Genomic DNA, 25,261 nt, shown 5'->3' on the forward strand with positions numbered 1-25,261 from the left:
CACGAGCGCTTCCCGACGCGGCGTGCGATTAACAGCGACCGGAGTCGGGCGGGTGCCACGCTCCCCCCGTCGGGCGCCTTTTCCTGGCTCCGAGCCGATCCCGTTGCGTGAGCATGACGCGGCGGTCCCTCGGTCGGAGGCCACCCGACCGAGGGACCGCCACGCCCCTACTGCCCGCCCTGTTCGGGCGGCGCGGGCGGGCGGCAATCGACCCAGCGGCCCCCGTCCCGGGCCGACGCGGCGACGGCGTGGATGGCGGCCACCGAGCGCAACCCGTCCTCGGCGCGCGGACAAAGCGACGCCGCCGGATCGACGGGCCGCCCCTCGGCCTTTGCCGTGATCGCCTCGGCGAGATCGGCGTAGAGATTGGCGAAGGCCAGCGGCATCCCCTCGGCGTGGCCCATCGTGACGCGGTTGGCGCGATCGTGCTCGGGCGACAGCCCCGCCTCGCCGCGCTCGATGATCTGCGTCCGCCCGCCGAGCGGCGTCCAGCGCAGCTGGTCGGGCCGCTCCTGCGCCCAGGCGAGTCCGCCCCGTTCGCCGAAGACCTGCAGGCTCAGCCCGTGCTGCCGGCCGAGCGCCACCGACGAGGTCCAGAGCCGCCCGACCGCGCCGCCGTCGAAGCGCAGGTTGACCTGCGCGTCGTCCTCGAGGCGGCGGGAGGCCACGGCGCTCACTGTGTCGGCGGCGAGCCGCTCCGCCTCCTGACCGATCACGAAGGAGGCCAAGTGCAGCGCATGGATCCCGCAATCGGCGAATTGCGCGCTTTCTCCCGCCTCCGCCGGGTCGTAGCGCCAGCGCACGCGCGGGTTCTCCGCGTCCGACGCATCCGCGTGGTGCCCGTGCGCGAACTCCGCCACCACCACGCGCACGGCGCCCAGATCACCCCGCGCCACCATGGCCCGTGCGTGCCGCACAAGCGGATAGCCGGAATAGCCGTAATTGACCGCGCAGATCCGTCCCGCCGCCCGCGCGGCCGCCACGAGGCGCGCCCCCTCCGCCACATCCATCGTCATCGGCTTTTCCACGAGGACGTGGAACCCCGCCTCGAGACAGGCCAGCGCGATCTTCGGCATGGGTGCGGTTGGGCGTGGCGACCGTGACGAGGGCGGGCCGGTCCGGGCGCCCGGCCTCCGCCGCCAGCATCTCGCGCCAATCCCCATAGGCGCGCTCCGGCGCCAGCCCCAGCTCCCGCCCGAAGGCGCGGCCCGCCTCCGCGCGGTGGTCGAGCGCCCCGGCCACGAACTCGAACAGCCCGTCCAGCCGCGCCCCGATCCGGTGGGCCGGTCCGATCTGGCTGCCGCGCCCCCCGCCGATCAATCCCCAGCCCAGTCGCATCGCCTCGCCCCCGCCCTGCCGCGCCCGGCCCGACGGGTAAGGCGCGGTCCCGCCGCGCGCAAGCCGCCGCGCGGGCTTGATCTCCATCAAGGACGTGCCCCGCGGGATCCGCGATCCTCGACGCGAACCGGATATGGGGGGCGACGGAATGCGGAACGCGACGATACGGCTTCTCGTGGAGAGCGGCGCCCGCGCCGACGATTTCGCGGCGCTGCGCGAGGGCGCGCAGGCGCTCGGTGCGCATCTGTCGGTGCTCGTCCTCGGCGCCCTGCCCCGGATGCCCGTCTATGCCGGCGGAGCGGCTGAATACGGCGTCGTGGCCTTTCCGCAGGACTGGAGCGACGAAATCGCGGCGGCGGAGGCCGAACTCGCGGCGAGTGCCGTGTCGCTCCGCGAGGAACTGGCCCGAGAGGGATGCAGCGCCGAGGTCGAGATCCTGCTGGCCGAACCCGCCGCGCTCGGCGCGGCCATCGCGCGGCGGGCGCTGCTCTGCGATCTCGTGGCGATGTCCGACGGGCTCCGCGACGGGGACGGCGCCGTCGTCGCCGCGGCGCAATCGGCGCTGTTCCACATGCCCGCGGGCCTCCTCGTGAACGGTGCGCGGCAGCCCCGCGCGCTCCAGCCGCGGCGCGTCCTTCTGGCCTGGAACTCGGGCCTGCCGGCCGCGCGGGCCGCCCATGCGGCGCTGCCGCTCCTGCGCGCGGCGGCGGAGGTGACGGTGGCGGTCTTCGACCCGGTCGCCACGACCCTGCGCGACGGCGAGAATCCCGGCTCCGACATGGCCCGATGGCTCAGCCACCACGGCTGCCGCGTGGAGGTGCAGCAATATCCCGGCGGCGGGGCCGAGATCGGCCGGGCCATCCTCGACCGCGCGCGCGAGCGGGCGGCCGACCTCATCGTGATGGGCGCGTGGGAGCATTCGCGGATGCGCGAGCTGATCCTCGGCGGCACGACCCGGACGATGATGGCACAGACCGAACATCCGGTCCTGTTCGCGCATTGATCGCGGCCCCGCGGCCGTGCAGGGTGCCGCGGGAACCGGACGCCCCGACCGAAAAGGACCCCACGATGCGCCTCGCCCCCCCGACGCTCGCCACCGCGCTTCTTCTCGCCGCCTGTCAGGCGGGCGACCCGCTGCCCACGGAGGCGGACGTGGACGCCGCCCGCGGGCGGGCGCTCTTTGCGGCGAACTGCGCGGAATGCCACAGCGCGGACGGGACAGGCGGGATCGGGCCGGACCTGACGGGACTTGCCAAGGCGGCGGGCGGCACGTTTCCGGAGACCTACGTGATGGCCACGATCGACGGGATGGACCGCCACGGCGACCCGGACGCGGTGATGCCGGAATTCGGCGCCCGCGACCTCGGCGACACGGTGATCGTGGAGCATGGCGGGCTGGGCACGCCGGTGCCCGCCGACCTCCTCGCCCTCACCACGTTCCTGCGGGACATACAGAAGTAGCGGCCCCGCCGGCGGGGCGCGGAGCCGGGCCGGGAGCTCAGGCGCCGCGCGGCAGCGTGGCGAGGACATGCCGATGGAGCCGCGAAAGAAGCGCGTGCAGCTCCTCGGCGGGCACCGGGGGCGAGTAGACGTAGCCCTGCACCTCCGTGCAGCCCTCCGCCCGGACGGCTTCGAGCTGATCGGCGGTTTCCACCCCTTCCACCGTGACCGCCATGCCGAGGCTCAGCCCGAGGCTCGTGATGGCCCGCACGATCGCCTGCGCCTCCGAGCTCTCGTGGAGGTCGCGCGTGAAGCTGCGGTCGATCTTGATCTTGTCGAACGGAAACTTCCGCAGGTAGCTGAGCGACGAATAGCCCGTGCCGAAATCGTCCATGGAGATCCGCACGCCGAGCGCGCGCAGCTTTTCCAGAAGCGCGAGGGTCGCGTCGGTCTGCGTCAAGAGCACCGTCTCCGTGATCTCGAGCTCGAGCCGCCCGGCGTCCAGGCCGGAATCCGCGAGCGCCGATTCCACCTCGCGCACGACGTCCATGCCCTTGAACTGCAGCGGCGACAGGTTCACCGCCACGCGGATCCCCGCGGGCCAGCTCGCCGCCTCGAGACAGGCGCGATGGAGGACCCAGGCGCCGATCCGGTTGATCAGGCCGGTCTCCTCGGCGAGCGGGATGAACTGGTCGGGCCGCACGAGGCCGCGCTCGGGGTGATGCCACCGCAGAAGCGCCTCGAAGCAGGACACGCGGTCCGTCCCCATATCCACGATCGGCTGGTAGCAGAGGCGGAACTCGTCGCGGCTCAGCGCCGCGCGAAGGTCGAGCTCGAGCGCCCGACGGGCCTGCATCCGCGCGTCCATCTCCGCCTCGAAGAAGCGGAACGCGCCGCGGCCGTCTATCTTGGCGCGGTAGAGCGCGAGATCGGCGGCCTTTATCAGCGTGTCGGCCTTGGTCCCGTCCGCCGGCGACAGGCCGATGCCGACGCTCGTCCCGATCACGATCTGGTGGTCATCGATCCGATAGGGCGCGCAGAGCGTCTCGATGATCCGCTTCGCCAGATGGGTGGGGGATTCCGCGTCGGTCATGTCGAATTGGAGGATGGCGAACTCGTCGCCGCCCAGCCGGGCCACCACGTCGCCCTCGCGGACGCACCGCTTCAGCCGCCCGGCCACCGCTTGGAGGAGCTTGTCGCCGATCGGGTGGCCCAGCGTGTCGTTCACCGGCTTGAAGTGGTCGAGGTCGAGGCAGAAGACGGCAAAGGTGTCCGGCGTCTTCGCGTCGAGCGCGGCCTCCAGCCGTTCGCGGAACTTCACCCGGTTCGACAGGCCCGTCAGCGCGTCGTGATGCGCCATGTGGGCCATGCGCGCCTCCGCCCGGCGGCGTTCGGTGATGTCGGAATAGGTGACGACCCAGCCCGCCGGCATCGGCACCTGCGAGACCGAGATCGTGCGCCCGTCCGGCAGCGTCATGGAGAAGACCGCGCCCGCGCCGGACGCGACGGCGGCGCGCAGTTCGCCGGCCACCTCCGCGATGTCCCGCCCTTCGCAGGCGCCCGCGTCGCGCATCGCCGCGAGGATCGTCTCGAGCCGGGTGCCGGGGGCGAGAGCCGCGGCGTCGAGCCCGAAGATCTCGGCGAACTGGCGGTTGCTGACGATCAGGCGGTCCTCGTCGTCGAAGAGGCAAAGCCCCTGCATCATGTTGTTGAGCGCCGCGTCGAGATGGGAGGCGTGCCGGGCGATCTCGGCCTCGGATCGGGCCACCAGCGCGGTCCGCGCCTGGGAGAGCTGCTGCATGACCCGGGCGAACGTCCGCGACAGGATCCCGATCTCGTCGTGCCGTCGTGTGAGCGCGTCCGGAATCGGCACGCCCTCCTGCGCGGCGGCGATGGCGCGGCGCAGCCGGTTGCCGGGAACCAGCACCATGCGGGTGATCGTGACGATCGTGCCGAAGACCAGCGCGAGGGCGACCAGCGCGGAAGTGGCCAGAAGGCCCCGCTGGAGGCGAACGAGATGCGCGAGCGCGACCCGCTCGGACACGGCGGCGTGCAGCACCAGTTCGCCGAGCCCGGGCAGCCGGCCCGCCTCGACCCGGGAAAAGCTTTGAAGATATCTCCGCGAGGACGCCCCGCCTTCCCCGCCAGGGCCCAGCAGGTCGTCGACGACCGCCCCCGCCCCGTCGCCTGCCGTCCGGTAGAGGATCGTGCCGCGCGCGTCGCAAAGGACAAGGACGTGATCGCCGTTCTGCGCGCTTCCCCAGACGCGGATCGCGGCGAGGCGGTCCAGAAACGTCGTCCGGTCCAGAACGCCATGCACCGCGCCGATCACCGTGCCGGACCCGTCGCCCGCCCGGATCGGCTGGCTCAGGACGAGCGTTTCGGGTTCGGACCCGGCACGCGCGGTCGCGACGCGCGCGGCGTCGGACGGTGGGCCGAAGGCGCCGGCGGCGACCGCGCGCGCCCTCTCGGACGACAGGCCTTCGAAGGCGATGAGTCCCCCGGCGGCATCGAGGACGGCATGGGCGGAGAACACCGCGTCCCGCCGCCCGATTCCGCTCAGCGTCTCCGCGAGGGCATCGGAGTCGGCCTCGGCCAGCGCGTTTCGCACCGAAGCGTCCCCGGCCGTGCGTTCGAGCGTATCGAGCGCATCTTCGACGTGGCGCACGACGCTCGCGAGGTCCGCCTCGGTCGCGCGGTCGAGCTTCGCGGCGACGTCCGCCCGCATGGCCCGCTCGGCCAGCTGCTGCGACATCAGCGCGCCTGCGGCCAGCGGAAGCAAGGCGAACGCGATCAGCGTCGCCGTTACCTTGACGCGCAAACCGCCGAGGCGATTGCGGGTTCCCTGTAGCGCGTGCGCCACGCTCACCGGTCCGCCCATGCGGCAGCGGCCCCGTCCCGCGCCGCCCCGGCGGCGGCGCGGCGGCAGGCGGCCATGGCTGCGGTCGGGCCGGACGGAATGGGGCGCATCGGGGATCTCCTGCGGGACGACGATGCGCGGCGTAGCAGTCGGCCCTCCCCGATTCCTTAACGGGGCCGGCGCCGGACCCGCCGAATGGCGCGGCTTTTGCGCGAATTGCCGTCATGACGGGGCAGGCGCGACCCCGGGCGGGCCGTGGTGTCCGTGCGGCGCCGGGCGCAGCGTGTCGGCCGAGGCCTCAGCGTCGAGAGCGGACCGACCGACGGGCTGGTCTTTCGCCGGATCTCCCCCCGCCGTCCTGCTGGCCGGATCGCGTGCGGCGACACCCTGGAGCGCCTCGACATCTTCCCGATCCGCCCGCCGAGCCTCGGGTGGGGGGAACGAGCGGCGGCGCGGCGCTCGGCTTATCGGACTTTGCCAGCCGATCGAGGGCCTCTGGGCAAACCTTCAGGAAGGACATCGATGAAAGGTCTCGTTCGGCGCGATGGCGGGGCCTCGTCCGAAGGTTCGCAATATCGTGGAACCGCTCGCATCCCGACCTTCCGGGAGGACAGGAGGATAAGGCGCAACGCCGCGCTGTCGCGGGCCCATCGCATCGCCATTCACGGGATCAGCGGCGAGGAGTTGGAAATGCGCCTGCGGGCATCTCCGGTCGTTTCCGGAGCGACCCGTGATCGCATTCCGGGACTTCGATATGCGGGGCGCGGCCCCGCGCGCCCGGGGCCGCCCCGCACGTCTCGGGACGCGCGTCACCCCGTCCCGATCAGGTCCTCGACCCGGATCGGGACATGGCGCACGCGGATGCCGGTCGCGTGATGGACCGCGTTGGCGATGGCCGCGGCGGTGCCGACGATGCCGATCTCCCCGATGCCCTTGATGCCCGCGGGGTTCACGAGGGTGTCCTCCTCCGGCACCATCATCGCACGGACATCCATCACGTCGGCGTTCACCGGCACGATGTATTCGGAGATGTTGTCGTTCATCACCGCGCCGGTGCGGGGATCGATCTCCGTCTTCTCCTGCAGCGCATGGCCCAGGCCCCAGATCATGCCGCCGAGATATTGCGAGGTCGCCGTCTTCTCGTTCATGATCCGCCCCGCCGCGAAGGCGCCGTAAAGGCGCGGCACGCGGATCTCGCGCGTCCAGCGGTTGATGCGGACCTCGGCGTATTCGGCCCCGAAGGCGAAGGCGGTGTATTCCTCCTCCGGTCCGCCGACGATGCCGACCTCCGCGCCGTAGAGCCCGCCCCGTGCATTCGGCCGGGAGCCGCGCGGCGCCCATTCGGCGTATTCCTCGATCGCGCCCTGCCCGAAGGCGTCGAAGACGGCAGCGACGTCGATCCGCTCCGGCGTGGTGCCGAGCCGTTGCATGATCCGCTCGCAGGCGATCTGGATCACCGACACGTTGGAGGCGGTCGAGATCGAACCGCCCGCGATGGTGCCCGGCGGCAGGCGGCTGTCGCCCAGCTCGACCTCGACCCGGTCCACCTCGAGGCCCAGCCCCTCGGCCGCGGCCTGCGCGATCACGGTATAGGCCCCGGTGCCGAGGTCGTGGCTGGCCACCATGACGCGGGCGCGGCCCGTCCGGTCGAAATGGACGCGCACCGCGCAAGGCGCCATCTGCGTCGGATAGGCCGCTGTCGCGCAGCCCCAGCCTACGAGCCAGTCGCCGTCGCGCATCGACCCCACGGCGGGGTCGTAGTCCCGCCAGCCGAACGCCTCGCCGGCCATGTCGTAGCATTCCATCAGCGAGCGCGAGGTGTAGGGCACGCCGTTGACCGGCTCGGCGTCGATGTCGTTGCGCCGGCGCAGCTCCACCGGGTCCATCTCCAGCCGGCGGGCGAGTTCGTCCACCGCCGATTCCAGCGCGAAATAATACGGCGTCTCGGCCGGGGCACGCATGAAGCCGGGCGTCTGGCGGTCGGCATGGACGCAGGTCACGCCGGTCCGCACCGCGTCGGCGTGATACATCCGCGCCGTCTTGTCGGCGCCGTTCACCACGTAGGTGTCGGGCCGCGACGACAGTTCCCGCCCCTTATGCTCGAATCCGGTGAACCGCCCGTCCGCGCGCGCGCCGAGGCGGACGCTCTGCTGCGTTTCCGCGCGGTAGGAGGCGGTGGTGAAGCCCTGCTCGCGCGTGACGTAGAGCTTGACCGGCCGGTTCAGCCGTCGCGCCGCCGCCGCGACCATCGGGGTGAAGGTGTAGAGGCTGCCCTTGCCGCCGAAGCCGCCGCCCACATAGGGGCTCACGATGCGGACGCGCTCGGGCGCGATGCCGAGCTCGCTGGCCACGCCCGCGCGGAAGCCCTCGACCCATTGGCTGGGCACGTAGAGCGTCAGATCCTTGCCCGACCAGACGGCGGTCGTCGCGAAAAGCTCCATCGCGTTGTGCGTATTGGCGGCGGTGTCGTATTCCACCTCGACCCGCTCCGCGGCCGCCTCCATCGCGGCGTCGAGATCGCCCGAGCTCAGCGCCATGTCGGGAAGTTCCTCCGGCTCGAGACCTTCGGCGCCGAACACCGCGGCGGGCGCCTCGGCGGAATAGGCGACGCGCAGGCGCTTCGCCGCCTCGCGCGCGGCGAGGATGTCGTCGGCCACGACCATCGCCACGGTCTCGCCGTAGAACCGCACGTCGGGGCCCGCGAACGGCTCCCAACCCTGTTGCGCGTGACCGCCGGTGGAGAACATCCCGTCGGGCTCGAGGCCGAGCGGGTTGGCGTGGCTGAAGATCTCGCGCAGGCCCGGCACGGTGCGCGCTTCGGACTCGTCGATGCCGGTGATCGCCCCGCGCCCGATCGTCGAGGTCACGAGATGCGCGTAGAGCGGGTTCGGCACGGCGAAGTCGGCGGCGTAGCGCGCCTCCCCCATCACCTTCTTGCGGGCGTCGATGCGGCTGACGGCGGCGCCGATGCGTCCGGTCATTGGCTGTCTCCCGAATTGCGCGGCGTCATAGCCTTCGCTTCCATGAGGCCCCGGGCCACGGTGTCGCGGCCCAGCGGGATCTTGAAGTCGTTCTCGCCCCAGCCCCGCGCGCCGGCGAAGGCGCGTCGGCCGGCCTCCACGGCCACGTCCTCGGTCAGTTCCCGACCCGCAAGCCAGTCCTCGACCTCCCGCGCCCGCCAGGGCACCGTCGCCGCGCCGCCGATGGCGAGCCGCGCCTCGCGCACCGTGTCGCCGTCGAGGTCGAGCGCCACCGCCGCCGAGGTCAGCGCGAAGGCGTAGCTGTCGCGGTCGCGGACCTTGGTGTAGACGGAGCGGCTCGCCCATTCGGGCACGGAAAGGCGGATCGCGGTGATCAGCTCGTCGTCCCCGAGGATCGTCTCGCGCGCCGGATCCTCGCCCGGCGGCACGTGCAGATCCCCGAAGGCGATCTCGCGCCCGCCCCCGCCGGAGCGCGTCTCCAGAACCGCGTCGAACAGGATGAGCGCGTTGGCCCAGTCGCCGGGGTAGTTCGCGATGCAGCTCTCCGACGTGCCGAGCACGGCGAGAAGCCGGTTGATCCCGTCCTTCGCCGCGCAGCCCGAGCCGGGCTCGCGCTTGTTGCAGGCGCTGACGTTGTCGCGGAAATACGGGCAGCGGGTGCGCTGCAGCAGGTTGCCGCCCAGCGTGGCGACGTTGCGCAGCTGCGCGCTCGCCGCCTTCCACAGCGCCTCCGACAGGACCGGCGCGCGCAGAAAGGCCGGGTGCTCTGCCGCCTCGGCCATCGTGGTGCCGGCGCCGACGCGCAGCGTGCCGTCCTCCCCCTCTTCGATGCCGCGTTCGAGCACGCCGCCCAGATCGGTCAGCGAGGGCGGTTGCAGCACATGCAGCTTCATCAGGTCGATCACGGTGGTGCCGCCCGCGTGGAACGCACCCCCCTGCCCGGCCACGCCCATCGGTTCGACCACGGCGACGGCCTCTTCCACCGAGCCGGGTTTCTGGAACGAGAACGGACGCATCAGCTCGCCCCCCGCGCTTCGGTCTCGTCGCGGGCCTGCACCACGGCCGCCACGATCCCCTTGTAGGCGCCGCAGCGGCACAGGTTGCCCGACATGTATTCGCGGATCTCCGCCTCCGAGCCGGCATGGCCTTCCGTGACGCAGCCCACGGCGCTCATGATCTGGCCCGGCGTGCAATAGCCGCACTGGAATCCGTCATTGTCGATGAAGGCCTGCTGCATCGGATGCATCTCGCCCGCTTCGGCAAGCCCCTCGATCGTCGTGACCTCCGCCCCGTCGAGCGTGGCAGCCAGACGCAGGCAGGAGTTGATCCGCGTGCCGTCCACCAAGACCGTGCAGGCGCCGCACTGGCCGTGATTGCAGCCGACCTTGGTCCCGGTCAGGTCCAGCCGCTCCCGCAGGAGGTCCAGAAGCGTCGTGCGGGCGTCGAGCGTGAAGCGCTCCGGCCTGCCGTTGATCGTGATCTCCACCTCGACCTCCGGCCCACCCGCGGGCACGGCCTCCGCCTCCTGCGCGCCGGCCTGGAAGGCCCCGAAGGCGGACGCGCCACTCGCGGCGGTGCCCTTCAGAAGGGAGCGTCTGGATATGCCCAGATCGGGCGGGGCGCTGCGGGGATCGGTGGCCATGACGGGGGACCTCGTGTGGAACTGGATATTGTTGGAGCCGCCCGGTACCGGCACGGGACGATCGGGGGGCAACGGGAGGCGGCCCGATCCGTTCCGTCGAGCGGATCCGTTCCGGGCCGGATCCGGGGAACGCCGCGCGCCGCGCCGGGACTCCCGGACCCGTCCCATGCGGTCGCGGGGCGGCCCGACGCGAGGCAGCCCGCGTCGGATCGTCGCGACCTGCGCGGCCGGTGCCGGGCGCCCCCGCCCCGGGAACCCGGACAGCGGCGGAATGATGGGGGGGATCCGCCACAACGCTCTTGACAACGCGGCTCGAACCAATGCTCTTTTGGTTCGCAACGAGAGGATATCGCTTGGCCGACGGAACCGACGAGAGCGACCGACTGGACGACGTGGCCCGCGCGCTCGACGCGCTGCGCCGGATGATCGACGCCGGACGCCTGCCGGCCGACGGGCGGTTGCCCACGGAGCGGGAGCTCGCCGCCGAACTCGATGTCGGCCGCCGCGCCGTGCGCCGTGCGCTCGAACGGCTGGGGGCGGAAGGGCTGGTCTGGCGGCGGCAGGGCAAGGGCACCTTCGTGGGCCAGCCCCCCGACCCCGCCGCGCTGATGGCCGCCCATGCCGCACCGGAGGCCGACCCGCTTTCGGTGATGGAGGCGCGTCTCGTGATCGAACCGGGCCTGGCCGCGCTCTGTGCCAGGCGAGCCGACGCGGAGGACGTGGCTCGCCTGCGCGACCTTGCCGCCCGCACGGCCCAGGCGGCCGACACCTCGCAGGTCGAGCTCTGGGACGGCGCGCTGCACCGGCTCATCGCCCGGATCGCCGGCAACCCCGTCCTGCTCACCGCCTTCGCCTTTCTCGACGAGGTGCGCCGCGGCGTCGGCTGGCAGGAGACGCGGCTGCGCGCGCGCAACCCGGACGCACTGGCGCTCTACGAGGCGCACCACGCGGAGATCGTGGACGCCATCGCCGCGCGGGACGGGGACCGGGCGGAGCAGGCGATGCGCGCCCACTTGTCCGCGCTCCGCGACCGCATGCAGGCGGCGGCCGCATGAGCGCGCTGCTCGAGGTCCGCGACCTGTCCATCGCCATCGCCGGGGCGGAGCGGCCGCTCGTGGATCACGTCTCCTTCGACGTCGCCGCCGGCGAGACGCTCTGCATCGTGGGCGAGTCGGGCTGCGGCAAGTCGCTCACCGCGCTGGCGCTGATGGGGCTGCTGTCCGACCCGCCGCTCCGGCGGATCGGCGGCACGGCGCGGTTCCGCGACCGCGACCTTTTCACGATGCCCCCCCGCGAGCTGCGCGGCCTGCGCGGCGGGGAGATGGCAATGATCTTCCAGGAGCCGATGACCTCGCTCAACCCCGCCCTCACCGTGGGCGACCAGATCGCGGAGGCCGTGCGCACCCACCGGGCCTGTTCCCCGGCCGAGGCGCGCGACCGGGCGCTCGAGATGCTGCGCCGCGTCCGCATCCCCGCCCCCGAGAAGCGTCTGGAGGAGCATCCGCACGCGCTTTCGGGCGGCATGCGGCAACGGGCGATGATTGCGATGGCGCTGGCCAACGATCCCGCGCTTCTGATCGCGGACGAGCCGACCACCGCGCTCGACGTCACGGTGCAGGCGCAGGTGCTCGACCTGATGGTGTCGCTGCAACGCGAGAGCGGGGCCGGCATGATCCTGATCACCCACGATCTGGGCGTGGTCGCGGGCCTCGCCGACCGGGTGGCGGTGATGTATGCTGGGCGCGTGGTCGAGACCGGTCCCGTCGCCGCGATCTTCGACGATCCGCAGCATCCCTACACGCTGGGCCTCATCCGCTCGATCCCCGCGCTTTCGGGCGAGCGGCGGCGGCTCGTCACGGTGCCGGGCACGGTGCCCACGCCCGCCACCATGCCCGAGGGCTGCCGCTTCGCGCCGCGCTGCCCCTTCGCCGGAACGGATTGCCGCGCGGCGCCGCCGCTCGCCGAGATCGCCCCCGGCCACCGCGTCGCCTGCCACCGCGCCCCGATCGAGGAGAAGGCGGCATGAACGAGGTGGTGCTGGAAGCGGTCGGCCTCGAGAAGCGCTTCACCCGCAAGAGGCTGTTCGCACCCGACACCGTGGTGCGCGCGGTGAACGGCGTCGACCTCGCCGTGCGGCGGGGCGAGACCTACGCGATCGTGGGGGAGTCGGGCTGCGGCAAGTCGACGATGGCGCGGCTGCTGCTCACGCTGATGAAGCCCTCGGACGGCACCGTGCTCTACGAGGGGCGCGACACGGCGGGCATGTCGGAGCGCGAGCTGCGTGCGCTGCGCCGCGACCTGCAGGTGATCTTCCAGGATCCGTTCTCCTCCCTCAACCCGCAGATGAGCGTCGGCGCTTTGATCGAGGAGCCCTTGCGCGTCCACGGGATCGGCACGGCGAAGGAACGGCGCGCGAAGGCCGCGGAGATGCTCGCCCGCGTCGGCCTGCGCCCCGAGCATGCCGACCGCTATCCGCACGAATTCTCCGGCGGCCAGCGCCAGCGCATCGGCATCGCCCGCGCCCTCGTGACCGGCCCGCAGGTGGTGATCGGCGACGAGCCGGTCAGCGCGCTCGACGTGTCGATCCAGGCGCAGGTGATCAACATCCTCGCGGCCCTCAAGGCCGAGATGGGCCTGACCCTCGTGCTGATCGCCCACGACCTTGCCGTGATCCGCCACATGGCCGACCGCGTGGCCGTGATGTATCTGGGCGAGGTGATCGAGGAGGCGCCGGCCGACGACCTCTTCGCGCGGCCCGCCCATCCCTACACCGCGGCGCTGATGGCGGCGATCCCGATCCCCGAGATCGGCGCGCGCCCCCCCGCCGCCACGCTGGAGGGGGAGCCGCCGAACCCGGTCGCCCCGCCCCCCGGCTGCCGTTTCCATCCGCGCTGTCCGCATGCGCGCGAGAATTGCCGCACGGACCGTCCCGCCCTGCGCCCCCTCGGCGACCGGCGCGTCGCCTGCCACTACGCGGAGGAGCTGACGCTGCCGGGCATCGCCACCGAGACGCGCCCGCGCGCGCCCGGCGTCGCGCGGCGTTTCGCCCTGCTCGACGCGAGAACCAAAGAAACCGACGGAGGAGAGAGACCATGAAGAGATTCCTGACACTGACCACCGCCCTCGGCCTCGGGCTTGCCGGCTGGGCCGGGCCCGCCGCCGCGCAGGATCTGCGGATCGCGCTGCAATCGGATGCCGACGTGCTCGACCCCGACCAGTCGCGGACCTTCGTGGGCCGGATCGTCTACACCTCGCTTTGCGACAAGCTCGTGGACATCACGCCCGATCTCGAGATCATCCCGCAGCTCGCCACCGAATGGTCGTGGAACGAGGACGGCACGGTGCTGACCATGCAGCTCCGCGAGGACGCGTCCTTCCACGACGGCACGCCCTTCAACGCGGAGGCGGTGGTCCGCAACATCGAGCGCAGCCAGAACCTCGACGAAAGCCGCCGCAAGTCCGAGGTGGCCAGCATCGAGAACGTCGAGGCGACGGGCGAATACGAAGTGCGCTTCACGCTCGGCGCCCCCGACGCGACGCTGCTCGCGCAATTCACCGACCGCGCCGGCATGATGATCAGTCCCGACGCCGCCGACGCGGCCGGGGTCGAGTTCGGCCTCGACCCGGTCTGCTCCGGTCCGTTCCGGTTCAAGGAACGCATCGCGCAGGACCGGATCGTGCTGGAGAAGTTCGACGAATACTGGAACGCCGACGCCTACCATTTCGACACGGTGACGTTCCTGCCGATCCCCGACACGACGGTGCGCTTCGCCAACCTGCGCTCGGGCGACATCGACATGCTGGAGCGGCTCGCCACCGCCGACATCCCCGCCGCCGAGGCCGATCCGGAGATCGAGGTCCAGTCGGCCACCTCGCTCGGCTACCAGGGCATCACCTTCAACGTCGGCAACGGCGATCGGGCGAACAATCCGTGGGGCGAGGACAAGCGCCTGCGCCAGGCGCTCTCGCTCGCCATCGACCGCAACGCGCTGAACCAGGTCGTGTTCGACGGCTCCTTCGTGCCGGGCAACCAGTCCTTCCCGCCCGCCTCCCCCTGGTACGACGCGGACCACCCCGTGGCCGAGCGCGACGTGGAAGCCGCCCGCGCGCTTCTGGCCGAGGCGGGCTATCCCGACGGCATCGACCTGGAGGTGCAGGTGCCCAACACCAACGTGCCGCTTCAGGTGATGCAGGTGATCCAGGCGATGGCCGCCGAGGCGGGGATCCGCATCTCCATCACCGCCAAGGAATTCGCCACGATGCTCTCCGACCAGACGGCGGGCGACTACACGGCGAGCCAAGTCGGCTGGTCCGGCCGGGTCGATCCGGACGGCAACATCCACCAGTTCGTCACCACGGAGGGCGGCATCAACGACAGCGGCTTCTCGAACGCGACGGTGGACGAGGCGCTCGACGCCGCGCGGACCTCGAACGAGACCGAGACGCGCAAGGCCGAGTACGACGCCGCCCGCGACGTGCTGATCGACGAGTCGCCGCTCGTCTACCTCTACCACGACGCCTGGGTGACCGCGCTCGACGCCGCGATCGAGGGCTACGTGGCCTATCCGGACGGCATGATCCGCCTCGAAGGCGTGACCATGTCCGAGTGACATGAGACCCGCGGGGCCCCCTGACGGGGCCCTGCACCTCCCGAACCGGAAGCCCGCCCATGCTCGCTTTTCTCGCCCGGCGCGTCCTCGTCGCGATCCCCACCGTGGTGCTTATCTCCATGCTCGTCTTCGGGCTTCAGCACCTGCTGCCCGGCGACCCGATCCTCGTCATGGCCGGCGAGGAGCGCGACCCGGAGGTCATCGCCCTCCTGCGCGAGAAGTACCGCATGGACGACCCGATTCCGGTCCAGTACCTCGCCTGGATCGGCAACGCGCTGACCGGCGACCTCGGCACGAGCCTCCGCACGCAGCAGCCGGTGCTGGAGTTGATCGGGGAAAAGCTCCCGGTGACGCTGCAACTGGCGCTGATGGCGCTTGTCGTGGCGGTCTGCATCGGCATTCCGGCGGGCGTGATCTCGGCCTACCGCAAGGGAACATGGGTCGACTGGCTGGCCAATCTCGTGGCCCTGTCGGGGCTGTCGGTGCCGAACTTCTGGCTTGGCATCATGCTGATCCTCCTCGTTTCCGTCCGTCTCGGCTGGCTCCCGGCGAGCGGCTACGCGCCCTTTTCCGACGACCCGCTGCGCTCGATCCAGGTCATGGCGATGCCCGCCGTGGTGCTGGGCACCGGGCTCGCGGCGACGCTGATGCGGCACACGCGCTCGGCCATGCTGGGCGTGCTGCGCGCCGACTACGTCCGCACCGCCCGGGCCAAGGGCCTGTCCGAGCGCCGCGTGGTGATCCGCCACGCGTTGCGCAACGCGCTGGTGCCTGTCGTCACCGTCACTACGATCCTCTTCGGGGAGCTTCTGGCCGGCGCCGTGCTGACGGAGCAGATCTTCACCATCCCGGGCTTCGGCAAGCTCGTCGTCGACGCGGTGTTCAACCGCGACTACGCCGTGGTGCAGGGGATCGTGCTCTGCACCGGCGTGGCCTTCGTGGCGATGAACATCCTTTCGGACGCGCTCTACCGCGTCCTCAACCCCCGCATGGGAGAGGTCGCATGACCGCCGTCGACCCTGCCGCCGTCGCGCCGGGCCTCGACGCGCCCGACCTGCCGCCGCGCCGCTCGCGCGTCTGGGCGAAGCTCAGGCGCAACCCCGCGGCGATTGCGGGCGGGGGGATCGTCCTGTTCTTCGCCGCCGTCGCGGTGCTCGCGCCCGTCCTGCCGGTGCCGGGACCGGCGGAGGCCGACTGGTCCGCCGTGCGCGCCGCGCCCTCCGCCGCGCATCCGCTCGGCACCGACGAGCTCGGCCGCGACGTGCTCGCCCGCATGGTCTGGGGCGCGCAGGCCTCGCTTCTGGCGGGCGTCGTCTCCGTGGCCATCGCGCTCCTCCTCGGCGTGCCGCTGGGCGTGCTCGCGGGCTACCGGCGCGGCTGGATTGACGCGGTGATCTCGCGCTTCACGGAGGCGCTGCTCGCGGCGCCGTTCCTGATCCTCGCGATCGCCTTCGCGGCCTTTCTCGGCCCCTCGCTCACCAACGCCATGATCGCCATCGGGCTCTCGGCCATGCCGCTCTTCGTGCGGCTCGCGCGCGGGCAGACCATGGCGGTGATGACCGAGGATTACGTGGAAAGCGCGCGCGCCATCGGCGTGGGCCACCTTGCCACCGTGGGGCGCTATGTGCTGCCGAACATCGTGCCGCCGCTTCTGGTGCAGGCGACGCTGACCATCGCCACGGCGATCATCGCGGAGGCGTCGCTGTCGTTCCTCGGCCTCGGCCAGCAGCCGCCCGCGCCGAGCTGGGGCTCGATGCTCAACGTGGCCAAGAACTACCTCGAGGTGGCGCCGTGGATGGCGCTCTGGCCCGGCATCGCGATCTTTCTCGTGGTGCTGGGCTTCAACCTCCTCGGCGACGGGCTGCGCGACGCGCTCGACCCGCGCGACCTCTGATCCGCTGCTAAAGGACCGTCCATGACCTTCACCACCCGCCCCGAGATCAAGGGCAGCTTCGGCGCCGTCGCCTCGACCCACTGGATCGCTTCCGCGATCGGCATGAAGATGCTGGAGGCCGGCGGCTCCGCCGCCGACGCCGCCGCGGCCACGGCCTTCGCGCTCAACGTGGTGGAGCCGCATCTGAACGGGCCGATGGGCGACGCGCCGATCATGGTGCAGCGCAAGGACGCGCAGGCCCCCGACGTGATCTGCGGGCAGGGCCCCGCCCCCGCCGGCGCCACCATCGAGCATTACCGTGGCGAGGGGCTCGACTTCGTGCCGGGCTCGGGCCTGCTGGCGACCGTGATCCCCGGCGCCTTCGACGGCTGGATGACGCTTCTGCTGGAACACGGCCGCCTGCCGCTGTCGGAGGTTCTGGCGCCCGCGATCCACTACGCCCGTGCGGGTCATCCCGCCCTGCCCCGCGTGGCGCACACGATCGCGGGGCTCGCGGACTTCTTCCGCGATGAATGGCCGACCTCCCATGAGACCTGGGTGCCGGGCGGCCGCGCACCGGAACCCTGGGACATGATCCGCAATCCCGCGCTCGCCGAAACCTGGGCGCGGCTCGCCGCCGAGGCCGACGCCGCAGGCGGGCGCGAGGCGGGGATCGAGGCCGCGCGACGGGCTTTCGCGGAGGGCTTCGTGGCGCAGGCGGTGGACGACTGGATGCGCGAGGCCTGCGTGATGGACGCCGCGGGCGGGCGCCGGAAGGGCGTGCTGACCGGGGCCGACATGGCCGGCTGGCGCGCCACGACCGAAGCGCCCGCGTCCATCGAGCAGGACGGCTGGACGATCTGGAAGCCCGGCTTCTGGAGCCAGGGTCCGGTCCAGCTCCAGGCGCTCCGCCTGCTCGAAGGGCGCCTGCCCGAGGACACGCACTCCGCCGAGTTCGTCCACCTCGTGACCGAGGCGCTCAAGCTCGCCATGGCCGACCGGGAGGCCTATTACGGCGATCCCCTCCACACCGACATCCCCGCCGAAACGCTCCTGTCGCGCGACTACGCCGCCGCTCGCGCCGCCGGAATCGGGCGGGAGGCCAGCCGAGAGCAGGTCCCGGGCGACATCGCGGGCTTCGAGACCTGGACCCGCGCCATGCGCGAGCGCGCGGGCGTCGGAGGCGCCACGGGCGCGGGCGTCGGCGCGGGCGAGCCGACCATGGCGCACCTGACCGAGCGCCGCGGCGACACGGTGCATATCGACGTGGTCGACAGCGACGGCCTGATGGTCTCGGCCACCCCGTCGGGCGGCTGGCTGCAATCCTCGCCGGTCGTTCCCGGCCTCGGCATGCCGCTCAATTCCCGGGCGCAGATGTTCTGGCTCGACGAGGGGCTGCCCACCTCGCTCGTCCCCGGACGGCGGCCGCGCACCACGCTGTCGCCCTCCATGGCGCGCGACCCGGCGGGCACGCGGATCGCCTACGGCACGCCCGGCGGCGACCAGCAGGACCAGTGGCAGCTCGTCTTCATCCTGCGCCTGATGGCGGGGACGCGCGACCTGCAGGAAGCCATCGACGCGCCGCTCTTCCATACCGGCCACGTCCAGGCGAGCTTCTATCCGCGCGGCCTGCGCCCCGGCCACCTGATGGTGGAGCCGGCCTTCGGCGAGGCGGTGATCGCAGACCTGCGCGCCCGCGGACACGACCTCGAGGTGGCCGAGCCCTGGAGCGTCGGGCGCCTGACCGCCGCCGCGCGCGACCCCGACGGGTCGATTCGCGCCGCCGCCACGCCCCGGCTGATGCAGGCCTACGCGATCGGCCGCTGACGGGTGGCGCGCGACGGGCGGGCTTGCTACGGCGCCGGGCGCGACGGCCCCGCGGCTCCCGCCATGCGATAAGGGCAGCCCCGCCTCGGTCCGGGGCTGCCGACACGGAAGGATTCCCGCCATGCCGCTCCGCCCCAGCCGCGAGGTCTTCATCACCGCCGCCATCACCGGCGCGGGCGACACGACCGGCCGATCCGACAAGGTGCCGGTCACGCCGGCCCAGATCGCCGACGCCGCGATCGAGGCGGCCGAGGCCGGCGCCGCCATCGCCCATCTCCACGTCCGCGACCCCGAGACCGGCGCCCCCGCCCGCGACGTCGCGCTCTACCGCGCGGCGGTGGAGCGGATCGCCGCCTCGGGCGTCGACGTGATCCTGAACCTCACCGCCGGCGCGGGCGGCGACCTCGTCCTCGGCCCGCCCGACGCGCCGCTGCCGGTGGACGCGGCGGGCACCGACATGGCGCCGGCCTCCGAACGGCTCGCCCATGTGGCCGCGCTGCGCCCCGAAATCTGCACGCTGGATTGCGGAACGATGAATTTCGGCGAGGGCGATTACGTGATGACCAACACGCCCGCCATGCTGCAGGCGATGGCCGCGATGATCCGCGACCTCGGCGTCCGGCCCGAGATCGAGATCTTCGACACGGGCCACCTCGTGCTGGCCAAGTGGCTCAAGGAGCAGGGGCTGATCGACGACCCGGTGGTGGTGCAGCTCTGCATGGGCATTCCCTGGGGCGCGCCCGACGACATCCCCTCCCTCTCCGCGATGCTCGCCAACCTGCCGCCGGACTGGACCTTCTCGGCCTTCTCCATCGGCCGCAACCAGCTGCCCTATGCTGCGATGGCGGTCCTTGCCGGCGGCAACATCCGCGTCGGTCTGGAGGACAACATCTGGCTGGAGCGGGGCGTGCTCGCCACCAACGCCGACCTCGTGACCCGCGCCCGCACGGTCGCCGAAGGCATGGGCAGCCGCATCCTGTCCCCCGCCGAGGTGCGCGAACGCCTGCGGCTGGAGCGCCGCTGGTGAGCGCGCCCCTGCGGCGGGCCGCCTGCATCGGCGGCGGCGTGATCGGCGGCGGCTGGATCGCGCGGTTCCTGCTGGCCGGGATCGACGTCGCCGTCCACGACCCCCACCCCGAGGCGCGACGCATCGTGGGCGAGGTGCTCGCGAATGCCCGCGCCGCCTATGCCGCCCTCACCGACGCCCCGCTGCCACCCGAGGGCGCGCTGACATGGCACGACGACGTGGCCTCCGCCGTCGCGGGCGCGGACTGGGTGCAGGAAAGCGTGCCGGAACGCCTCGACCTGAAGCGCCGGGTGCTGGCGGAGATCGACGCCGCGACCGGGCCGGGAACCCTGATCGGCTCCTCCACCTCCGGTCTCCTGCCTTCCGATCTCCAGGACGGACTGCGCCACCCCGAACGGATGTTCGTGGCCCATCCCTACAACCCGGTCTACCTGCTGCCGCTGGTGGAGATCGTCGGCGGCCGCCAGACCGCGCCCGGAACCGTCGCCCGCGCCATCGCCATCCTTGAGCCGCTCGGCATGAAGGGTGTCGCCATCGCGAAGGAGATCGACGCCTTTGTCGGCGACCGCCTGCTCGAGGCGCTCTGGCGGGAGGCGCTCTGGCTTGTGCGCGACGACATCTGCGACGTGGAAACGCTGGACGACGTGATCCGCTACTCCTTCGGCCTCCGCTGGGCGCAGATGGGCCTGTTCCAGACCTATCGCATCGCCGGCGGCGAGGCGGGGATGCGGCACTTCCTCGAGCAATTCGGCCCGGCGCTGCACTGGCCCTGGACGAAGCTCACCGACGTGCCCGACCTCGACGACGCGCTGATCGACAAGATCGCCACGCAATCCGACGCGCAGAACGCGGGCCTGTCGATCCGGGCGCTGGAGCGCATCCGCGACGGCAACCTCGTGGCGATCCTGCGCGCGCTGAAGCACGGCGACGGGGGCCGGGGCTGGGGAGCGGGCAAGCAGCTCGCGGAGTTCGAGGCGCGGCTCGCGGCAGCGGCCCCGCAAGCGACGGGCCCCGTCACGCGCGAGGTCCGGGTGCCCGACGACTGGACGGATTACAACGGCCACATGACCGAGCACCGCTACCTGCAGGTCTTCGGCGAGGCGACCGACGCCGTGCTGCGCCGCATCGGCGTGGACGCGGATTACGTCGCGGCGGGGGCGAGCTACTACACGGTGGAGACCCACCTGCGCCATCTGGGCGAGGCGCATGCCGGCGACCGCATCACCGCGACCGCGCGCGTCGTCTCCTTCGACGCAAAGCGCCTGCACCTGTTCCACCGGTTGACGCGGGACGGCGTTGAGATCGCCACGGGCGAGCACATGCTCCTCCATGTCGACCGCGAAACGGGTCGCGCCGCGCCCGCGCCGGACGCGATCCTTGACGCCATCCGGCCGCTGGTGAAGGCGGCGACCGACGATGCCGTGGGCCGGGCGATCCGGCCGGCCTAGCCCGGCGGATCGGGCGTGCGTGTCAGACCCGCACGCCCGTGCGGCCTACTTGCCCTTCTTCTCGCCGAGCGAGAACGGCTTCGCCGCGCCCGAATTGGCCGTTGCCGAAACCTTCGGCTTCTCCTGCTTCGGCTTCTTTACTTCCTTGTTTCCGCGCTTGTTGCCTTTTCCCATCACGACCTCGCAGGGGTTGAACCGGCCCGGCGACATGCCGGGCGGACCGTTCCTCAGGAAAACCAGGGTTGCCTGACCGCTGTCAGGGCGATGATTTCGATGAAGGCGTGCGCCCGTCCGATCCGGATCGGGCACGCCCTCATGGCGTAGGCCCTTGGCGGCGATCCCGCAAGGTCCGGCATCGCGGGCCGTGGAACGGTCTGGAATTCCCGCGCGTCCGGATATACGTATTTTACGTGTCTATCCAAAGGAGGCCACCATGCAGGTCGCGAAATGGGGCAATTCGCTGGCGATCCGCCTGCCCGCGGCGGTGGTGAAGGCGCTCGACCTCGCGGAGGGGGACGACATCGCCGTCCGCATCCGCGGCCCCCGCGAGATGGAGGTCGAGCGCGCGCCCGGCCGGGCGGAGCTTCTGGACCGGCTCGCCCGGTTCGAGGGGCGGCTGCCCGCCGGCTTCGTGTTCGAGCGCGACGACGCGCAGCGTGGCTGAGCCGCGTGCGGCGATCGACAGCAACGTCCTGATCTACGCCATCGCCGGCGACGGCGCGAAGCGCGCGGCCGCGCAGGCGGTGCTGGGCCGGGGCGGCGTCGTCTCGGCGCAGGCGCTCAACGAGGTGGCGCATGTGCTGCGCCGCAAGGCCGGGATGGATCTGCCCGAGATCGCCGACGCGCTGGCCACGCTCCGCGCCCTGACCGAGATCGTGCCCCTGACCGAGGCCGTCCATGCCCGCGCGCTCGCGGTCGCGGCGGCGACGGGCTACTCGATCTGGGACGCCTCGATCCTCGCCGCCGCGCTCGAGGCGGGCTGCGACGCGCTGCTGAGCGAAGACATGCAGGACGGCCGGCGGATCGACGGCCTGACCATCCGCAACCCCTTCGCCTGATCCGCGCGCTTCGTCCCCGCTCCCCGGATATTTCCGCCGGACGCTTCGCCGCACGCCCCCCTCAGGTCGCGCGCGTCCGCCGCCGCAGAAGCCGCCCCGCGAGTCCCGGCCAGAGCGACCAGAGAACGAACACGCCCGCGAGCGCGAGGATCGTCGCGCTGATCGGGCGGGTGACGAACACGGTCCAGTCCTGCTGCGAATTGGCGAGCGAGGTCAGGAAGTACCGCTCCGCCAGCGGCCCGAGGATCACGCCCAGAACCAGCGGCGCGGACGGAAAGCCGATCCGCTTCATCCCCCAGCCCAGCACCCCGAAGGCGAGGCAGACCCAGACGTCGAAGATGTTGTTGCGCACCCCGTAGGCGCCGATCACCGACAACACGATGATGAACGCGGCGAGGATCGCGGGTGGCGTGCGCATCAGCGTGGAGAAGAGCTGCGCCACCCCGATCCCCGCCCCGATCATCAGGACGTTGGCGATGATCATGGCGGCGAAGATCGTGTAGACCATGGTCGGGTCCATGATGAACAGGAGCGGGCCGGGATTGACCCCGTGCAGCATCATCGCCGCCAGCATGATCGCCGTCGCCGCCGAACCCGGAATGCCCAGCGTCAGGAGCGGCACCATCGCCGCGCCGGTCGTGGCGTTCTTGGCGGCCTCCGGCGCGGCCAGCCCCGCCTCGACGCCGGTCCCGAACTCCGCGCCGCGGCGCGAGACCTGCTTCTCCACCCCGTAGGCGATCACCGCGCCCGGCGTCGCCCCCGCCCCGGGGATCATCCCGATCAGGCAGCCGATGCCGGTGCCGCGCAAGATCGCGCCCTTCACGCCGAGGATGTCGGCGAGCTTCGCACCGATCTGCTTGCCGCCTTCGGTTTTGGGCCGCAGGTTCCGGTCCGTCGCCAGAAGGTCCACCACCTCGCCGATGGCGAACAGCCCGATCATCACGACCACGAACCGGATGCCCGATTCCATCTCCGGGACGCCGAAGGAGAACCGCGCCTGCCCGTAGAGCGGGTCCACCCCCACCGTGCCCACCACGATGCCGAGCACGAGCGAGACCAGCGTGACGAGCGGGCGGTCCTTGGCGATGGCGATCACGCTCGCAAGGCCCAGCACGGTGGCCGCGAAGAATTCGGGCTGCGAGAACTTGAGCGCGAAGCTCGCGAAGGGCGCCGACAGGAACGCCAGCATCAGCGCGCTGACGAGGCCGCCGGTCGCCGAGGCCGTGACCGCGATGGCGAGCGCGCGCTTCACCTCGCCCCGCTTCGTCATCGCGTAGCCGTCCCAGGTCGCGGGCAGGGAGGCGGGCGTGCCCGGCACGTTGATCATGATGGCCGAGATGGAGCCGCCGAACACGCCGCCCACATAGATGCCGCCCAGGAACAGCATGGATTGCGTGGGCGACATGACGTAGGTGAAGGGCAGCGCCATGGCCATCGCGTTGACGAAGCTGATCCCCGGCAGCGCGCCTGCGACGACGCCGACCAGAAGCCCGGTCACGATGGTCAGGAACGGCCAGAGCTGGAACGCCGCCGCGAAGCCCCCGCCCAGTAGTTCGAACGCGCCCATCCCTCTCCCCTCAATAGATGCCGGTCAGTTGCAGCAGCCAGATGCTGAACCCGTCGAACACCCCCTGCCCCCGCGGCAGCGGCATCAGCGCGAGCCCCATGAAGAGCCACAGGAGCGCCACCGTCCCGATCAGCGTGACCGGCACGAGCACGAGCGGATTGCGCACGCCGCCGAACACGCACCATCCCGCGATGAACAGCGCGGAGGCCAGCGCGAAGCCGATCACCGACAGGAGCCAGCCATAGACCACGATCATGACGAGCCCCGCGAGGGCCTTGCCCATCGCATAGGGCTCCTCCTCCCGCACCGGGGCGAGGAGCGGCTCGCTTCCCGGCCGCCGGAGCGCCCAGAGGTCGCGCGCCACCCAGATCGCGGAAAGCACGGCCAGCGCCAGGAGCATCGCCCCGGGCCAGGCCGCGGGGCCGAGCCCCACGACATCCGCGCTCTGGTCCCGGCTGAACATCCGCCCCGGCAGGATCAGCGCGAGGACGAGGAGCCCCGCCGGAAGGAGCGTGGGGACGAACCGGCGCCGGACGGACGGTTCCGCCATGCGCTCCGCCTCCTGTCCATCGCGCCGGACCGTCTCCGCCGCGCTCACTGGCTCAACTGCTCGGCGATCAGGTCGCGGAAGTCGCCGACCATCGCCTGCGCCGCCTCGCCGGTCACGGGCTCGATGCAGGTATAGGTCTTCTCGCAGAAGGCCTGCCATTCCTCGGACTGGACCGCCTGCGCCACCGCGTCCTCTAGAATCGCCACGCGGTCCTCGGGCGTGCCGGAGGGCACCGCGATGCTGCGGTAATTGTCGAGCCCGGAGATGTCGACGCCCAGCTCGGCGGAGGTCGGCACGTCCGGAAAGGCCGGGTGCCGCTCGGCGGCGAAGACGACCAGGGGGACGAGCTGCCCCGCCTCGATGAACTGCGCGACGTCGCCCGGCTCCTCGTAGATCGCCATCGTGTGCCCGCCGATGGGCGAGGCGTAGCGCTCCGCCGGGGCCTGGAACGGGACGTTCTCCATGGTGATCCCGGCATCCGCCAGCAGCTTCAGCGTCACGTCGTCCTGCGTGCCGTAGCCCGAGGTGGCGACCGTCACCGGGTTCGTTTTCGCGTGTTCGAACAGCGCCTCGGCGCTCTGGTGCGGGCTGCTCGCGGGCACGAACAGGAACGAGGGCGAGCTCTGGACGACGGAGATCACCCGGAAGTCCTCGGGCGCGTTGTCGCCCAGGCCGGACGCCCAGGACGCCACGGTGAGCGAGATCAGCGTGCCGATCGTGTAGCCGTCCGCCGGATTGGTGCGGAGCCGCGTCAGCCCCGCATTCCCCGAGGCGCCCGCGACGTTGGAGACCGGGATCGACACGCCCAGCGGCTCCTCCAGCAACTGCGCCATGGTGCGGCCCATCAGGTCCGCGCCGCCGCCGGGCCCGAAGGTCACGACCATCTCGATCGGGCGCTCGGGGTAGTCCTGCGCCTGCGCCGTGCCGGCCGTCAGCGACAGCGCGATCGCGGCGAGCGCGGCCCCCGCGCGGCGCGTCGATGCCATCCGGCCCGATGCCGCCGCATTCATTCTGGTTTCCGTCATGTCTTTCCTCCCTTT

At 71.9% G+C, this 25,261-nt stretch carries 21 protein-coding genes and 1 pseudogene; 13 read left to right on the top strand and 9 right to left on the bottom strand.

Features of this window, described 5'->3' with window-relative positions:
* Positions 1-167: 167 nt before the first annotated feature.
* A pseudogene (locus Q1B08_RS11940) lies at positions 168-1,338 on the bottom strand (Gfo/Idh/MocA family oxidoreductase).
* Positions 1,339-1,486: 148 nt separating this feature from the next.
* On the opposite strand from Q1B08_RS11940, the gene Q1B08_RS11945 reads away from it, so the two are divergent.
* Together Q1B08_RS11945 and Q1B08_RS11950 are read left to right on the top strand one after the other, a co-directional pair.
* The gene (locus tag Q1B08_RS11945) at positions 1,487-2,341 is read left to right on the top strand and encodes a universal stress protein (protein WP_299818834.1); all 855 of its coding nucleotides are present in this window, start codon (positions 1,487-1,489) and stop codon (positions 2,339-2,341) included.
* Between the two features lie 65 nt (positions 2,342-2,406).
* On the top strand, positions 2,407-2,799 hold the full coding sequence (locus Q1B08_RS11950) for a cytochrome c (protein WP_299818837.1): 393 nt from the start codon (positions 2,407-2,409) through the stop codon (positions 2,797-2,799).
* A gap of 37 nt (positions 2,800-2,836) precedes the next feature.
* Here Q1B08_RS11950 and Q1B08_RS11955 read toward each other — a convergent pair whose 3' ends face one another.
* From Q1B08_RS11955 to Q1B08_RS11970, 4 genes are all read right to left on the bottom strand, one after another.
* Positions 2,837-5,641: an EAL domain-containing protein gene (locus Q1B08_RS11955; protein ID WP_299818840.1), complete on the bottom strand. Its 2,805-nt coding sequence runs from the start codon at positions 5,639-5,641 to the stop codon at positions 2,837-2,839.
* Between the two features lie 806 nt (positions 5,642-6,447).
* Positions 6,448-8,619, bottom strand: coding sequence for a xanthine dehydrogenase family protein molybdopterin-binding subunit (locus Q1B08_RS11960; protein ID WP_299818842.1), 2,172 nt, complete (start codon positions 8,617-8,619; stop codon positions 6,448-6,450).
* Positions 8,616-9,635, bottom strand: coding sequence for a xanthine dehydrogenase family protein subunit M (locus tag Q1B08_RS11965; protein ID WP_299818844.1), 1,020 nt, complete (start codon positions 9,633-9,635; stop codon positions 8,616-8,618). The genes Q1B08_RS11960 and Q1B08_RS11965 overlap by 4 nt, the downstream gene beginning before the upstream one ends.
* Positions 9,635-10,261: a (2Fe-2S)-binding protein gene (locus tag Q1B08_RS11970; protein WP_299818846.1), complete on the bottom strand. Its 627-nt coding sequence runs from the start codon at positions 10,259-10,261 to the stop codon at positions 9,635-9,637. The genes Q1B08_RS11965 and Q1B08_RS11970 overlap by 1 nt, the downstream gene beginning before the upstream one ends.
* A gap of 353 nt (positions 10,262-10,614) precedes the next feature.
* On the opposite strand from Q1B08_RS11970, the gene Q1B08_RS11975 reads away from it, so the two are divergent.
* From Q1B08_RS11975 to Q1B08_RS12015, 9 genes are all read left to right on the top strand, one after another.
* The gene (locus Q1B08_RS11975) at positions 10,615-11,316 is read left to right on the top strand and encodes a FadR/GntR family transcriptional regulator (RefSeq protein ID WP_299818849.1); all 702 of its coding nucleotides are present in this window, start codon (positions 10,615-10,617) and stop codon (positions 11,314-11,316) included.
* Positions 11,313-12,287, top strand: coding sequence for an ABC transporter ATP-binding protein (locus tag Q1B08_RS11980; protein WP_299818852.1), 975 nt, complete (start codon positions 11,313-11,315; stop codon positions 12,285-12,287). The genes Q1B08_RS11975 and Q1B08_RS11980 overlap by 4 nt, the downstream gene beginning before the upstream one ends.
* Positions 12,284-13,357: a dipeptide ABC transporter ATP-binding protein gene (locus Q1B08_RS11985; protein WP_299818855.1), complete on the top strand. Its 1,074-nt coding sequence runs from the start codon at positions 12,284-12,286 to the stop codon at positions 13,355-13,357. The genes Q1B08_RS11980 and Q1B08_RS11985 overlap by 4 nt, the downstream gene beginning before the upstream one ends.
* A complete protein-coding gene (locus tag Q1B08_RS11990) occupies positions 13,354-14,871 on the top strand; it encodes an ABC transporter substrate-binding protein (protein ID WP_299818857.1) in 1,518 nt (505 codons plus the stop codon). The genes Q1B08_RS11985 and Q1B08_RS11990 overlap by 4 nt, the downstream gene beginning before the upstream one ends.
* Positions 14,872-14,930: 59 nt before the next feature.
* The gene (locus Q1B08_RS11995; protein WP_299818860.1) at positions 14,931-15,878 is read left to right on the top strand and encodes an ABC transporter permease; all 948 of its coding nucleotides are present in this window, start codon (positions 14,931-14,933) and stop codon (positions 15,876-15,878) included.
* On the top strand, positions 15,875-16,765 hold the full coding sequence (locus Q1B08_RS12000; RefSeq protein WP_299818863.1) for an ABC transporter permease: 891 nt from the start codon (positions 15,875-15,877) through the stop codon (positions 16,763-16,765). Before Q1B08_RS11995 ends, Q1B08_RS12000 begins: the two co-directional genes overlap by 4 nt.
* A 21-nt stretch (positions 16,766-16,786) precedes the next feature.
* Entirely contained in the window at positions 16,787-18,571 is a 1,785-nt protein-coding gene (locus Q1B08_RS12005; RefSeq protein WP_299818867.1) for a gamma-glutamyltransferase, read from the top strand.
* 121 nt (positions 18,572-18,692) lie between these two features.
* On the top strand, positions 18,693-19,598 hold the full coding sequence (locus tag Q1B08_RS12010; RefSeq protein ID WP_299818870.1) for a 3-keto-5-aminohexanoate cleavage protein: 906 nt from the start codon (positions 18,693-18,695) through the stop codon (positions 19,596-19,598).
* Positions 19,595-21,046 carry a carnitine 3-dehydrogenase gene (locus tag Q1B08_RS12015; protein ID WP_299818873.1) on the top strand — a complete coding sequence of 484 codons (1,452 nt, stop codon included), beginning with the start codon at positions 19,595-19,597 and terminating at the stop codon, positions 21,044-21,046. The genes Q1B08_RS12010 and Q1B08_RS12015 overlap by 4 nt, the downstream gene beginning before the upstream one ends.
* Before the next feature lie 45 nt (positions 21,047-21,091).
* Here the strand turns inward: Q1B08_RS12015 and Q1B08_RS12020 are convergent, their stop codons facing one another.
* Positions 21,092-21,355, bottom strand: a complete 264-nt coding sequence (locus Q1B08_RS12020; RefSeq protein ID WP_299818875.1) for a hypothetical protein — start codon at positions 21,353-21,355, stop codon at positions 21,092-21,094.
* A gap of 124 nt (positions 21,356-21,479) precedes the next feature.
* Here Q1B08_RS12020 and Q1B08_RS12025 point away from each other — a divergent pair, with 124 nt between their 5' ends.
* A complete protein-coding gene (locus Q1B08_RS12025) occupies positions 21,480-21,710 on the top strand; it encodes an AbrB/MazE/SpoVT family DNA-binding domain-containing protein (protein WP_299818878.1) in 231 nt (76 codons plus the stop codon).
* On the top strand, positions 21,703-22,104 hold the full coding sequence (locus Q1B08_RS12030; protein ID WP_299818881.1) for a PIN domain-containing protein: 402 nt from the start codon (positions 21,703-21,705) through the stop codon (positions 22,102-22,104). Before Q1B08_RS12025 ends, Q1B08_RS12030 begins: the two co-directional genes overlap by 8 nt.
* A 61-nt stretch (positions 22,105-22,165) precedes the next feature.
* Here the strand turns inward: Q1B08_RS12030 and Q1B08_RS12035 are convergent, their stop codons facing one another.
* The 3 genes from Q1B08_RS12035 to Q1B08_RS12045 are packed head-to-tail and all read right to left on the bottom strand — an operon-like array spanning position 22,166 to position 25,246.
* Positions 22,166-23,671, bottom strand: a complete 1,506-nt coding sequence (locus Q1B08_RS12035; protein ID WP_299818884.1) for a tripartite tricarboxylate transporter permease — start codon at positions 23,669-23,671, stop codon at positions 22,166-22,168.
* 10 nt (positions 23,672-23,681) lie between these two features.
* The gene (locus Q1B08_RS12040; RefSeq protein WP_299818887.1) at positions 23,682-24,221 is read right to left on the bottom strand and encodes a tripartite tricarboxylate transporter TctB family protein; all 540 of its coding nucleotides are present in this window, start codon (positions 24,219-24,221) and stop codon (positions 23,682-23,684) included.
* A 44-nt stretch (positions 24,222-24,265) separates the two neighbouring features.
* Complete coding sequence (locus Q1B08_RS12045) at positions 24,266-25,246, bottom strand: tripartite tricarboxylate transporter substrate binding protein (protein WP_299818890.1); 981 nt, start codon at positions 25,244-25,246, stop codon at positions 24,266-24,268.
* Positions 25,247-25,261 lie beyond the last annotated feature (15 nt).

The sequence above is a fragment of the uncultured Jannaschia sp. genome (assembly GCF_947494025.1).
Lineage (GTDB): Bacteria > Pseudomonadota > Alphaproteobacteria > Rhodobacterales > Rhodobacteraceae > Jannaschia.

What these genes read in the sequence shown, in the direction of transcription:
- Q1B08_RS11945 (WP_299818834.1), top strand. Translation starts at nt 1,487, where the DNA reads ATGCGGAACGCGACGATACGGCTTCTCGTGGAGAGCGGCGCCCGCGCC.
- Q1B08_RS11950 (WP_299818837.1), top strand. Translation starts at nt 2,407, where the DNA reads ATGCGCCTCGCCCCCCCGACGCTCGCCACCGCGCTTCTTCTCGCCGCC.
- Q1B08_RS11960 (WP_299818842.1), bottom strand. Translation starts at nt 8,619, where the DNA reads ATGACCGGACGCATCGGCGCCGCCGTCAGCCGCATCGACGCCCGCAAG.
- Q1B08_RS11965 (WP_299818844.1), bottom strand. Translation starts at nt 9,635, where the DNA reads ATGCGTCCGTTCTCGTTCCAGAAACCCGGCTCGGTGGAAGAGGCCGTC.
- Q1B08_RS11970 (WP_299818846.1), bottom strand. Translation starts at nt 10,261, where the DNA reads ATGGCCACCGATCCCCGCAGCGCCCCGCCCGATCTGGGCATATCCAGA.
- Q1B08_RS11980 (WP_299818852.1), top strand. Translation starts at nt 11,313, where the DNA reads ATGAGCGCGCTGCTCGAGGTCCGCGACCTGTCCATCGCCATCGCCGGG.
- Q1B08_RS11985 (WP_299818855.1), top strand. Translation starts at nt 12,284, where the DNA reads ATGAACGAGGTGGTGCTGGAAGCGGTCGGCCTCGAGAAGCGCTTCACC.
- Q1B08_RS11990 (WP_299818857.1), top strand. Translation starts at nt 13,354, where the DNA reads ATGAAGAGATTCCTGACACTGACCACCGCCCTCGGCCTCGGGCTTGCC.
- Q1B08_RS11995 (WP_299818860.1), top strand. Translation starts at nt 14,931, where the DNA reads ATGCTCGCTTTTCTCGCCCGGCGCGTCCTCGTCGCGATCCCCACCGTG.
- Q1B08_RS12000 (WP_299818863.1), top strand. Translation starts at nt 15,875, where the DNA reads ATGACCGCCGTCGACCCTGCCGCCGTCGCGCCGGGCCTCGACGCGCCC.
- Q1B08_RS12005 (WP_299818867.1), top strand. Translation starts at nt 16,787, where the DNA reads ATGACCTTCACCACCCGCCCCGAGATCAAGGGCAGCTTCGGCGCCGTC.
- Q1B08_RS12010 (WP_299818870.1), top strand. Translation starts at nt 18,693, where the DNA reads ATGCCGCTCCGCCCCAGCCGCGAGGTCTTCATCACCGCCGCCATCACC.
- Q1B08_RS12025 (WP_299818878.1), top strand. Translation starts at nt 21,480, where the DNA reads ATGCAGGTCGCGAAATGGGGCAATTCGCTGGCGATCCGCCTGCCCGCG.
- Q1B08_RS12035 (WP_299818884.1), bottom strand. Translation starts at nt 23,671, where the DNA reads ATGGGCGCGTTCGAACTACTGGGCGGGGGCTTCGCGGCGGCGTTCCAG.
- Q1B08_RS12040 (WP_299818887.1), bottom strand. Translation starts at nt 24,221, where the DNA reads ATGGCGGAACCGTCCGTCCGGCGCCGGTTCGTCCCCACGCTCCTTCCG.
- Q1B08_RS12045 (WP_299818890.1), bottom strand. Translation starts at nt 25,246, where the DNA reads ATGACGGAAACCAGAATGAATGCGGCGGCATCGGGCCGGATGGCATCG.